Source organism: Frigoribacterium sp. AC759 (genome assembly GCF_979256015.1).
This window is the reverse complement of record NZ_CEEDMT010000026.1, coordinates 18,287-29,729: the sequence shown is the minus strand read 5'-3', so window position 1 is coordinate 29,729 and position 11,443 is coordinate 18,287. Positions and strand designations below refer to the sequence as shown.

The window sequence follows — 11,443 nt, the reverse complement described above, 5'->3', positions numbered from 1 at the left end:
GGGCGGGGGCGCGGAGCTCGCGGGGGAGGCGCGGGTCAGGGCACCCGGGTCAGCGGCACCGAGACGATGCGGTCGTCGTCCGCGCCGGGCGAGCCGCGGCCGTCGGTGTTGCTCGTCACGAGCCACAGGGTGCTGTCGGGCCCGGGCAGCACGTCGCGGATGCGGCCGAGCGACCGGTCGCCGGTGAACCGCTCGGTGGGCGTCGCCGCCGAGGTCGCCGGCACCTGGATCTCGAACAGCCGCTCGCCGCCGAGCCCCGCCAGGAACAGCGTCGAGCCCACGGCCGTGAGACCGCTCGGACTCGCGTCGTCGGTCGACCACTGCAGCACCGGGTTGAGGAAGTCGCCGTCGTCGCCCCGGCCCTCCACCTCGGGCCAGCCGTAGTTCGAGCCCGGCGACAGCGAGTTCAGCTCGTCGTAGGTGTTCTGACCGAACTCGGCGGCCCACGGCGACCCGAAGGCGTCCCACGCGATGCCCTGCGGGTTGCGGTGCCCCAGCGTGTAGACCGGCGAGCCCGGCATCGGGTTGTCGGACGGCACGGCGCCGGTCGGCGAGAGGCGCAGCACCTTGCCGCCGAGCGAGTCGGGGTCTTGTGCGGCGGTCGGGTCGGAGGCGTCGCCGGTCGTGGCGTAGAGCATGCCGTCGGGGCCGAAGGCCAGGCGCCCGCCGTCGTGGTTCGACGCCTTCGGGATGCCGGTCAGCACCTCCTCGACACCGCCCAGCCCGTACGAGCCGGCCGTGCCCGTGAGGGGCGCGCGCACGATGCGGTTGTCGTCGGCGGTGGTCAGGTAGGCGTAGAGGTACGACGGGGCGCCGCCGAGCACGGCGAGACCGAGCAGCCCGCCCTCGCCCTCGTGCACGACGCCCTCGATCCGCGCGACGTCGCGCAGCTCGCCCGAGGCGGTGAGCTCGACGACGCGGCCGCTGTCGCGCAGGCTGACGAGCGCCGAGCCGCTGTCGAGTCGGACGACCGACCAGGGCGCCTCGAGTCCGGTGGCGACGTCGGTCGTCTCGGCGTCGTCGGCGATCGTGACCCCGTCGGTGCTCGTCGTGGCGGCCACCGGCGAGGGCCCGACGTCGGCCGGTCCGCTCGAACGCGCCGACGACGACGAGGCGTCGGAGAGCGCGGGCCCGGCGGTGGGCACCTCGCTCGTGCAGCCGGCCACGAGCAGGAGACCCGCGGTGAGGGCGAGACCCGTGGCGAGCACCCGCGGGCGGACGGCGCGGTGCCCCCGGGGGGTGGTCTTCCGCGCCTCGTGCATCACCCCATGAGACAGCATGGCGAGCACCCCGGAGGGCCCGATCGCTCCATCGTTAACGGACCGTGACGCGGGTGTCCGCACTCTGGAGGACACCGGTGGGCGCGCCCGCCGGCATGCCGATCGACGTGCCGGTGGGCGGCCTCGTCAGCGGGGGCCGAGCTCCGCCCGGAGCGGCCAGTCCTGACCCTCGAGGATCAGCTGAGCACCCGCCCCGGTCACCCGGTTGACGACGACGGGCGCCAGCAGGTTCACCGTCATCCCCGAGGAGGCGGGGGTCGCCACGACGAGGAGCATCGCGTCGTCCGCGTCGGTCAGCTCGAGCAGCGCCGTCTGCTCGTCGGTGATGACCGGCGAGTAGTCGGTCAGGTGCACCGACGCGTCGAGCACGAACAGCCGCACGTCGGCGGCGTCGACGGCGTCGTCGACGGCGGCGTCGACGGCGCGCAGGGCGAAGAGGCCGACGGCGCCCTCGATCTCGTCGAGCACGAAGTCGACCTTCGGCTCGAGGCCGAACGGCGGGGCGACGAAGCGCACCGGTGTCTGCGTGATGCCGCTCATCGGAGGAAGTCCATCAGCGAGGTCTGGACGACCCGGGCGGTGACGGCGAGCGCCGCCTGGTAGCTGTTCTCCTGGAGCTTGAGTTCGAGCACGGCCTGCCCGAGGTCGAGGTCCTCGATGCCGGATCGCTGGGCCTCGAGTCCGACCTTGGTGTCCATCAGGGTGTCCTTGGCTCTCAATAGCTGAGCGTGGCTCGCTCCGACCGACGACTGTACGCCGCGGAGGTCGCCGACGCGAGTGTCGATGTCGGCGAGGTGAGCGCTGACGTTGACCCCGCCGCGGAGGTCGGTCACGATGTCGTCGATCAGGCGGAACACCGAGTCGTCGCCGGTGCCGAAGGCCGTCCGGCCGTCGGCGTCGACGCGGACGGTGGTCTCGGGGCCGACGCGACGCACGACGGTGCCGCTCTCGGACCCGGTGTGGGTGTAGTCGTCGGTCCAGGCGACGCCGGCGTCGGAGGTGCCGGCGAAGACGCTGCGGCCGTTGTAGCTGGTGTTGGCCGTGCCGAGCAGGTCCTTCTTCAGGCCTTCGAGCTCGATCGCGATGGCTTCGAGCGCGGCGGGCCCCGCGGCGCCGGTGTTGGCGCCCTGGAGGGTGAGCTGCCGCACCTTCGCCATGATCGAGTCGGCCGCCGAGAGGGCGCCGTCGGCGGTCGAGAGCCAGCCGTCGCCGTCGTCGGCGTTGCGCGACTGCTGGGCGGCGGCCGCCTGCAGGTTCTTCACGCGCATGGCCTCGGCGGCGCCGGTCGGGTCGTCGGAGGGCCTGCCGATCCTCTGCAGGCTCGACGCGCGGTCCTGGCTCTCGGCGACGCGGGTCTTGCTCGACATCAGGTGCTGCTGCGCTCGCAGGCTGCTCATCTGATCGGTCACTCGGCTGATCATCGTCCGTTACCTCCCGACCCGGCCCATGCCGTTGATGAGGGTGTCGAGCATCTCGTCGATGGCGGTCATGACGCGGGCGGCCCCCTGGTAGGCGTGCTGGTACGAGAGCAGGTTGACGTTCTCCTCGTCGAGGCTGACGCCGGCGCCCGAGAGCTGACGGTTCTTGGCCGAGCTCGCTGCGAGGTCGGTGAGCGCGGCCTGCTGCGACTCGCTCTTCGCGGTCGCGCCGATCGTCGCGACGACGGCCGACCAGGTGCGGTCGGGCGAGCCGGCTCCGACGCCGATCTGGGCGATGGCGAGGGCGACCGTGTTGTCGTGCGCGCCTCCTTCGCCGTCGCCCGAGGCGATCGTGCCGGGCCCCGTCGGCAGCACCGTGAGGCTGCGAGCGGGCGAGCCGCCGGGCGGGAGAGCGAAGAAGTCGTGACCGTCCGTGCCGTCGGCGGTGAAGCCCGTCCGGTGCACGGCGTTGACCTGCGTCGCGAGCTGGGTGGCGAGGGCGTCGTACGAGGCGGCGGCCTCGGCCAGCGTGCCGCCGACGCCGCCCGCGGCGGGCTGCAGCAGCGACACCGTGCCGGCGAGGCTGCCGCCGGTCAGCGGGATCGACCGGCCGGGGCGGTCGGCCCACTCGACGGCCACGCCGGCCGTCGCCGTCGCCATGCTGTAGCCGCCGGTGACGGCGACCGCGCGAGCCGAGGTGCCGCTGACCAGGGCGTCGCCGCCGATGAGCACCTCGACCGTGCCGTCGCCCACGTCGCGGACGGTGCCGCCGGCGATCGTCGCGATGCGCTCGGTGAGCAGCGATCGGGCGTCGATCAGCTCGTTCGAGCCGACCCCGAGCTGCGTGTTCGTGCGGATGCGGGCGTTGAGGTCGGCGACCTGCGAGGCGGCGGAGTTGAGCTCGGCGGCGAGTCCGTCGCTCTGCGTGCGCAACCCGCCCCACTGCTCGTCGACGGCACGGTGCCCGGCCGAGAGCGCGGCGGCCAGCGAGGTGGCCTGACCGATCAGCACGGCGGCGGGCCCGGCGTCGCCGGGGTTGTTGGCGACGTCGCCCCAGGCCGACCAGAACGCGTTCAGCTGACTCGAGATGCCGTTCGTCGAGGGCTCGCCGAGCGACGCCTCGAGGGTGGCGATCGCGGAGGCGCGGGTCGACTGGTACCCGGCGGTCGCGGCCGCGCTCCGCACCTGCCCGTCGACGACCTGGTTGCCGAGTCGGGCGATGGCGTCGATCGAGACGCCCTGGCCGGCGACGACGCCGGCGCTGAAGATGCCGGCCCGGGCCGGCGACTCGATCGACGAGGTCGTGATGCGCTGACGGGTGTAGCCGTCGGTGTTGACGTTGGCGATGTTCTGACCGGTCACGTCGAGACCCGTGCGGGCCGCGACGAGACCGGTGTAGGCCGTGTTGAGGCCGCCGAAGGTGCTGCCCATGCTCAGAGGCTCCCGTCGAAGAGGTGCCCGCCGGAGGCGGTGGTGCCGCCCGGGGTGCCGACCCGGCGCCCGGCGGCGGTGGCGGCGGTCGAGCCGGTCGCGTCGTAGATGGCGCCCGCTGCGGCGGTCGCGTCGTCGGTCGTCGCGGCCAGAGTCTCCTGGGTGGCGCGGGCCGCGGCGCGGAGGAAGCGCTCGTTCTCGTCGCGCAGCTGCGCGATGCGGGCGGTGAGGTCGGTCATCGCCCGGAGGTGGGCGGTGAAGATCTCGCCCCAGGGGCCTGCGGGAGCCGCGGCGATGATGTCACGGAGGGGCGCCTCCTCGTCCGTCCCCCACTGCTGGGCGACGGAGGAGACCTCGACGCTGCGCTCCAGCCCGGCGGTCCGCAGCCGGTCGAGCACCTGCTCGACCTCGCGCGTGGCGTGATCGATCCAGCGGGTGCGACCGGCGGTCAGCAGCAGCTGCTCCTCCTCCAGCTTGAAGGTGAGCAGCTCGAGCAGCTCGCGTTCACGCCAGAGCAGCGCGGACAGTTCGTTCGCGCCCATGGGGTCTCCTCGGTCGGGTGTCGTTTGATCTCGGCGGGGGAGCGGTGACGTCCCCTACGAGGAGGACTATCGACGCCACCCCCGCCGCCGTTAGCGAGGCGCGCCAGACGGTCGCCGGATCCGATCGCATAGCGGGTGGCCGGGGTCGACCGGAAGTCGCTTCGGCACCCCACTGCGGGGGAGGGGGTACGGGTGCTGTCCTCCACAGACGCGACACCTGTTCCCCCTGACTGGGGTCACACAGGCGCCCCGCAGGCTGAGTGGACGCCGATAGCGTTGCCGGTGCAGGGAGGGTCGTCGACCAGCCCGACCGGTCACCCCGAAGACCGATCACGCACCCGCACGACCCCGACACCCCGAAGCACGAACCCTCGTCTCGACGCGTCCGACACGCGTCTCGACCGCACCAGTCGCTTACCCGCAGCTCAGACCGTGCGTCTCGACATCAGCCCTGATCAGAGGGCTGTTCGTCGCGCCCGCGATCCACACCTGTCCTGACGGACCCTCTTGCTGGGAGCAAGCGATGAACCGCACCGAACGCAACGCCCTGGTGGTCGAGAACCTGCCGCTCGTCGGCTACCTCGTCTCCGAGGTCTGCGCCCGCGCCACGCACCTGTCGCGCGACGACCTCGCCGGCGTCGGCGCGATCGCGCTCGTGCAGGCGGCCGACGCCTTCGATCCGACCCTCGGGATCCCGTTCGGCGCCTACGCCCGCACCCGCATCGTCGGGGCCTTCGCCGACGACATGCGCTCGGGAGACTGGGCCAGCCGCGGCACCCGCAAGCGCATCAAGGAGACCCTTGCCACGCAGGAGGCGCTGACCGCGTCGCTGGGGAGGCGCCCGTCGGTCGACGAGCTCGCCTCGGCCCTCGGGGTCGACCGTCAGGCGGCGCAGTCCGCGTTGAGCGACGCCGGCCGCACGGTCTCGACCCTCGACGACACGATCGCCGACCACCTCTCGAGCGACCTGCCGCTGCCGGGCGACGACCTGCTCGTCGACGAGCGCAGCCGCTACCTGCGGGCCGCCGTCGAGGCCCTCCCCGAGCGCATGCGCCTGATCATCGAGGGCGTCTACTTCGGCGACCGCACCGTCACCGAGATCGCCGACGAGCTCGGGATCACCCACAGCGCCGTCTCGCAGCAGCGCACCGAGGCCGTCCGTCTGCTGCGCGACGGACTCGCCGCGCACTACGCCGACGACCCCGACGCCGGTTTCGAGCCCGTGTCGAAGACCGCGCCCGCCCGGCGCAGCGCCTACCTGTCGCGCGTCGCGACGAACGCGGCCGTCGGCATCGCCCGGGCCCTGCGCGACCCCGAGCCCCAGGGCTTCAGCACCGCGGTCTGAACCGCCCCGAGAACTTTCGACGTCGCACTAACGCGCGTCGTGAGCCGGTCGACAGTAGCCGGTGTCAGCCCACGGATGGGCCGACGAACAACACCCAGTCACGGAGGAGAACACCATGGGTATGCAGATCAACACCAACCTCGCGGCCAACAACACCTACCGCAACCTCAACAGCACGCAGAACGACCTGTCGAAGAGCCTCGAGAAGCTCTCCAGCGGTCTTCGCATCAACCGTGCCGCTGACGACGCGGCGGGTCTCGCGATCTCCGAGGGCCTGCGCTCGCAGGTCGGCGGACTCACGGTGGCCGCACGCAACGCCCAGGACGGCATCTCGGTCATCCAGACCGCGGAAGGCGGACTGACGGAGGTCCACTCGATCCTCCAGCGCGTCCGCGACCTGGCCGTCCAGGCCGGTAACGACTCGAACAACGACAAGGCTCGCGAGGCCATCTCGACCGAGGTCGCCGCCCTCGGCGAGGAGCTCACGCGGATCTCGAAGTCCACCAACTTCACCGGAACCGCACTGCTCGACGGCACCGCGTCGCTGACCTTCCAGGTCGGAGCCGGCTCGAACGCCGACGCCGACCAGATCACGGTCGACCTCAAGGGTGCGGACATCGGGAAGATCGCCGAGATCGTCAGCGGCATCGCCACGCAGGCGGCGACGGCTCCCGGCACCACGCCCGACCCCGGCACCGACCCCGGTGACGGCACCGACCCGGCGCCCACGCCCGCCCCGGCGGCGGGGACGGCCGGACTCAAGAGCTCGGCTGACGCCCTGCTCGCGATCGCGGCCATCGACGAGGCCATCACCGATGTGTCCACCGAGCGCTCCAAGCTCGGTGCCGTGCAGAACCGCTTCGAGCACTCCATCGCGTCGACCAACGTCGCGAAGGAGAACCTCACGGCGGCCAACTCGCGCATCCGCGACGTCGACATGGCCGAGGAGATGGTCAAGTACACGCGCTCCAACGTGCTCACCCAGGCCGGCACCGCGATGCTGGCCCAGGCGAACCAGAGCACGCAGAGCGTCCTGTCGCTGCTCCGCTAGTCGGACCGGGGCCCGGCTCCGTGCTCCCAGCACGGAGCTGACGTCTCGACCCGCCTCGCTCGGAGACCGGGTGGCGAGAGGTCGCAGCTGATCCTGCGACCTCCTGCCACCCGGTCTCGACACGGTCACCGCGCCTCCTGCAGTTCCCGATCCGCCCCACCACCCCTCGACAGGAGCACCGCATGGCCTCGTTCGGCATCGACGGTCTCGTCAGCGGCCTGGACACGACGACGCTGATCAACTCGTTGATGCAGTCCGAGGCCGTGCCCCAGACGATCCTCAAGAACAAGGCCACCGACGGGCAGACGCTCGTCTCCGCCCTGCAGGGGCTGAACACGAAGATCGCCGAGCTGGCGACGCTCGCCACCGCGACCGCCAAGACCGGATCGCTCTCGCTCTTCACGCCGACCAGCAGCTCGACCGCCGTGACCGCGAAGACCTCCGCCGGCGCCGTCTCGGGTTCGGTCGACCTCGTCGTCGGCGCCGTCGCGTCGTCCAAGACCGCGGTGACCGCGGCCATGGCGGCCTGGCCCGACTCGCCGGCGACCCTCACCTTCGTCTCGGCGTCGGGAGCCGTGACCGAGGTGACCGCCGCCTCCTCGTCGCTCGACGACGTCGTCAAGGCCGTCAACGCGTCGGCCGCCGGCGTCACGGCCGTGAAGGTCGCCTCGGGCACGGACGCCTCGGGCGCCGTCCGGTACCGACTGCAGCTCTCGAGCGAGAAGACCGGGGCCGAGGGCGGCTTCGAGGTGCACCGCGGCAGCGCCGCCGACGTCGCCGCGGGCACGGCCACCGACCTGATGACCGAACCCGGCGCGGCCGTGATCTCGCAGGCGCGCGACGCCTCGATCACGCTGTGGGCGGGGACGGCGGCCGAGCAGGTCGTCACCAGCAGCAGCAACACGTTCGCGGACGTGATCCCCGGCGTCTCGGTGACGGTGTCGGCCGTGACCACCGAGCCCGTGCACCTCTCGATCGCCCGTGACGCGACCGCCGCCACGAAGGTCGCCACCGACCTCGTCGCCGGGGTCAACGCCGCCCTGACGATCATCGCCGGCAAGAGCGCCGCGTCGACCTCGACCAGCGCGGCGGGCGTCACGACGGTCACCGCCGGTGTCTTCGGCGGCGACTCGACCACGCGGGGCATCACGCAGCGCCTGACCGATGCCGTCCTCAGCCCCGTCGACGGACAGTCGCCCAGCGCGATCGGCATCTCGATCGACGCGAAGACCGGGCAGTTCGCGGTCGACGCCGAGAAGTTCGCCGCCGCCCTCGCCGCCGACCCCGAGAGGGTGCAGGCGACGATGAGCGCCATCGCCGAGCGCGTCGCGTCGACGTCGACCGCCGTCTCGGACAAGTTCGACGGATCGCTCACCAAGGTCATCACCGGTCAGCAGTCGGTCGTCCGCGACCTGAACGACCGGGTCGGCATCTGGGACGACCGCCTCGCCGCTCGACGCGAGAACCTGCAGAAGACCTACTCCGCCCTCGAGGTCGCCCTCAGCGCCCTCACCGCCCAGCAGAGCTACATCACCAGCCAGCTCGCGGGCCTGTCGGCGAGCAGCAGCTGATGGACGCCACCTCGTTCGCGGCCTTCGCCGCCGCCTCGTCCGCCCCGACCGCCGTCGTGCAGAAGCAGCGCGCCCGGTACACGGCCGAGGCCGTGCAGTCGGCGACGCCCGTGCAGCTCGTCACCATGCTCTACGACCGCCTGCTGCTCGACCTGTCGCGCGCCGAGGTGGCCCAGGCGGCCGCCGACTGGGCCGCGGCCTCCGAGCAGCTGCTGCACGCCCAGGCGATCGTCGCCGAACTGTCGTCGTCGCTCAGGATCGACGTGTGGGACGGCGGCGAGGGCCTGCTCGCCCTCTACACGTACTCGTCGACCGCCCTGGTCAACGCCAACATCCACCGCGACGTCGCCGTGACCCGCGAGGTGATCGCGCTGCTCGAACCGCTGCGCCAGACGTGGCACGAGGCAGCCGCGTCGCTGCAGGCCGAGGGGCGCGCGTCGGGCGCCGGGATGTCGGGTTCGGGTGTCGGCTGAGTCTGCTGCGGCGGCTGCGTCTGCTGTGGGGGCTGAGTCTGCTGGCGGGGTGCCGGTCGGCGGGGTGCCGTCCGAGTCTGCTGGCGGGGTGCCGGCTGGCGGAATGGGAGATCACCCGCGGTGGTCGGCCGTGCTCGACGACCTCGAGCGCTGGCTGGACGACGCCGAGCGGACGCTGTCGACGATCGGGCCGGAGCCCTCGCGCGGGGTCGAGCCGGCCGGAGCCGCGTCGAGCCCGCCCGCGCCCCCGCTGCCCTGGGCGCCGCCCACGGGGCTGGGGCCGATGCCGGCCGCTCTGTCGGACCGCGCCTCCTCGGTGCTCTCTCGCCAGTCGGCGCTCGTCGCCCGACTCGTGGAGGCGCGTTCCGCGGTGCAGCAGCAGCTCGGCGCCGTCCGCCGGGTCGAGGCCTCGCACGAGCCCGGTCGGCCCGTGTACCTCGACGCCCTCGGCTGACGCGTCGCCGCACGGCGTGCGAGGGGCCGGCGTCACGACGCCAGGCTGTGGACACGACGCCACGTTTGATTTTGGCGTCTTGTCCACAACCTGGCGCTGTGGCTGGTGGGGGAGGCAGGAGGCGCGGGTCAGCCCCAGGGGATGACGCCGACCACGATCGCCACGGCCAGCATCACGAGCGACACGATCGCCGCACGCCACAGCACCTTCTTGTGGTGGTCGCCGAGGTTCACGTTCGCGAGGCTGACGAGCAGCAGGATCGCCGGCACGAGCGGGCTCTGCAGGTGCACCGGCTGACCGACCACCGACGCCCGCGCCATCTCGACCGGGTCGATGCCGAACGCCGCGCCGCTCTGCGCCAGCACGGGCAGGATGCCGAAGTAGAAGGCGTCGTTGCTCATGAAGAAGGTGAGCGGCAGGCTCAGCACTCCGGTGATCACCGCGAGGTACGGGCCCATCGAGGTGGGGATCACGTCGACCAGCCACTGCGCCATCGCGTCGACCATGCCGGTGCCGTTCAGCACGCCGATCAGCACGCCGGCGGCGAAGACCATCGAGACGACTCCGACGATGCTCGGCGCGTGCGCCACGATCTCGGCCGACTGCTCCTTCACGCGGGGGAAGTTCACCAGCAGCGCGATCGCCGTGCCGACCATGAACACGTAGGCGAGCGGGAACAGGTCGGCCACGAGCAGCACCATCACGGCGACGGTCAGCACGAGGTTGAACCAGATCATCTTCGGGCGGAGCGTCGGGCGGTCGGGGTCGAGCATCGTGTCGGCCAGGGTCGCGCCGCCGGGGGTGCCGTTCTCATTGCCGCCGTAGGCCGCCGCGCCCGCACCGGCGCCAACGCCAGCGCCGGCGGGGTTGTCGACCGCGCGCTCGCCGGGTGCGTCGGCGCGGCTGCCGTCGGCCCGCCCGCCCCGCACTCCGAGGGCGACCGTCGGGCTGGTGAACATCGAGACGCCGACCCCGGGGATGCCGGTGCCGCCGCCGCGCGAGGCGGTCGCGAGCTCCTGCGAGAGCGGCGACATCGCAGCCGCCGCGGCCCCGAGGCGCGAGTCGCCGATCTCGAGCGTGCCGAGGCGGCGGCGCTCGCGCAGCCCCATCAGCCACGCGAAGACGAAGACCAGCACGAGGCCGGCGATCAGCGACGGCACGAGGGGCACGAAGATGTCGCTCGGCTGCACGCCGAGAGCCGCCGCCGCACGGACGGTCGGGCCGCCCCACGGCACGATGTTCAGCGTCCCGTTGGCGAGACCCGCGACGCAGGTCAGCACCACGGGGCTCATGCCGAGCTTGAGATAGATGGGCAGCATGGCCGCGGTCGTCACGATGAACGTGGTCGAGCCGTCGCCGTCGAGCGAGACCGCCCCGGCGAGCAGCGCCGTGCCGAGCACGACCTTCGCGGGGTCGTTGCCGGTCACCCGCAGGATGAGTCGCACCAGCGGATCGAACAGCCCGACGTCGATCATCAGACCGAAGTACATGATCGCGAACATCAGCAGCGCGGCCGTCGGGGCCAGATCGCCGATCGCCTCGATGACCATGTCGCCGATGCCGAGACCCGCGCCGGCGAAGAGCCCGAAGATGGTCGGCACCATGATCAGGGCCAGCATCGGCGACAGCTTCTTGGTCATGATCAGCGCCATGAAGGTCAGCACCATGAGGTAACCGAGTACGACGAGCATCCGAACTCCTTCGTCCGTGAGCGGCACCGTGGAGGAGCCGAGCGTGTCCGGGCACGCTAGCCGCGCCTCCTCGGTCGCGTCTCGCTTCTGCGCATTCGCCGACTATCGCGCATTGGTCGTGTTCTGCGCGTTCTGCTCACGCTCGCGGGGCCGCGTCGCGGGGGTGGGGCGGGTTCGTGTCATCGGG

11 protein-coding genes are annotated in these 11,443 nt (G+C 72.2%); 5 read left to right on the top strand and 6 right to left on the bottom strand.

Features of this window, described 5'->3' with window-relative positions; genetic code table 11:
• Nucleotides 1–35: 35 nt before the first annotated feature.
• The 5 genes from ACZ6JE_RS13265 to ACZ6JE_RS13245 all read right to left on the bottom strand — a co-directional run bounded on the left by ACZ6JE_RS13265 (nt 36) and on the right by ACZ6JE_RS13245 (nt 4,671).
• Nucleotides 36–1,280 (bottom strand): PQQ-dependent sugar dehydrogenase, encoded by a 1,245-nt coding sequence (locus tag ACZ6JE_RS13265; RefSeq protein ID WP_464319253.1) that lies wholly within the window; start codon nt 1,278–1,280, stop codon nt 36–38.
• A gap of 126 nt (nt 1,281–1,406) precedes the next feature.
• On the bottom strand, nt 1,407–1,820 hold the full coding sequence (locus ACZ6JE_RS13260; RefSeq protein ID WP_464319252.1) for a flagellar assembly protein FliW: 414 nt from the start codon (nt 1,818–1,820) through the stop codon (nt 1,407–1,409).
• Nucleotides 1,817–2,689 carry a flagellin N-terminal helical domain-containing protein gene (locus ACZ6JE_RS13255; RefSeq protein WP_464319251.1) on the bottom strand — a complete coding sequence of 291 codons (873 nt, stop codon included), beginning with the start codon at nt 2,687–2,689 and terminating at the stop codon, nt 1,817–1,819. Before ACZ6JE_RS13255 ends, ACZ6JE_RS13260 begins: the two co-directional genes overlap by 4 nt.
• A gap of 18 nt (nt 2,690–2,707) precedes the next feature.
• Nucleotides 2,708–4,129, bottom strand: a complete 1,422-nt coding sequence (gene flgK / locus ACZ6JE_RS13250) for a flagellar hook-associated protein FlgK (RefSeq protein ID WP_464319250.1) — start codon at nt 4,127–4,129, stop codon at nt 2,708–2,710.
• Between the two features lie 2 nt (nt 4,130–4,131).
• On the bottom strand, nt 4,132–4,671 hold the full coding sequence (locus tag ACZ6JE_RS13245; RefSeq protein WP_192060989.1) for a flagellar protein FlgN: 540 nt from the start codon (nt 4,669–4,671) through the stop codon (nt 4,132–4,134).
• Nucleotides 4,672–5,194: 523 nt separating this feature from the next.
• Here ACZ6JE_RS13245 and ACZ6JE_RS13240 point away from each other — a divergent pair.
• The 5 genes from ACZ6JE_RS13240 to ACZ6JE_RS13220 all read left to right on the top strand — a co-directional run bounded on the left by ACZ6JE_RS13240 (nt 5,195) and on the right by ACZ6JE_RS13220 (nt 9,565).
• The gene (locus ACZ6JE_RS13240; RefSeq protein WP_192060990.1) at nt 5,195–6,016 is read left to right on the top strand and encodes a sigma-70 family RNA polymerase sigma factor; all 822 of its coding nucleotides are present in this window, start codon (nt 5,195–5,197) and stop codon (nt 6,014–6,016) included.
• Between the two features lie 115 nt (nt 6,017–6,131).
• Nucleotides 6,132–7,067: a flagellin N-terminal helical domain-containing protein gene (locus ACZ6JE_RS13235; RefSeq protein ID WP_463463978.1), complete on the top strand. Its 936-nt coding sequence runs from the start codon at nt 6,132–6,134 to the stop codon at nt 7,065–7,067.
• Nucleotides 7,068–7,249: 182 nt separating this feature from the next.
• On the top strand, nt 7,250–8,638 hold the full coding sequence (gene fliD, locus ACZ6JE_RS13230; RefSeq protein WP_464319249.1) for a flagellar filament capping protein FliD: 1,389 nt from the start codon (nt 7,250–7,252) through the stop codon (nt 8,636–8,638).
• Nucleotides 8,638–9,111 (top strand): flagellar export chaperone FliS, encoded by a 474-nt coding sequence (fliS, locus tag ACZ6JE_RS13225; protein WP_463463980.1) that lies wholly within the window; start codon nt 8,638–8,640, stop codon nt 9,109–9,111. The genes fliD and fliS overlap by 1 nt, the downstream gene beginning before the upstream one ends.
• Before the next feature lie 103 nt (nt 9,112–9,214).
• On the top strand, nt 9,215–9,565 hold the full coding sequence (locus ACZ6JE_RS13220; protein ID WP_320477415.1) for a hypothetical protein: 351 nt from the start codon (nt 9,215–9,217) through the stop codon (nt 9,563–9,565).
• Nucleotides 9,566–9,693: 128 nt separating this feature from the next.
• Here the strand turns inward: ACZ6JE_RS13220 and ACZ6JE_RS13215 are convergent, their stop codons facing one another.
• Entirely contained in the window at nt 9,694–11,256 is a 1,563-nt protein-coding gene (locus ACZ6JE_RS13215; protein ID WP_320477416.1) for a CitMHS family transporter, read from the bottom strand.
• Between the last annotated feature and the right edge of the window lie 187 nt (nt 11,257–11,443).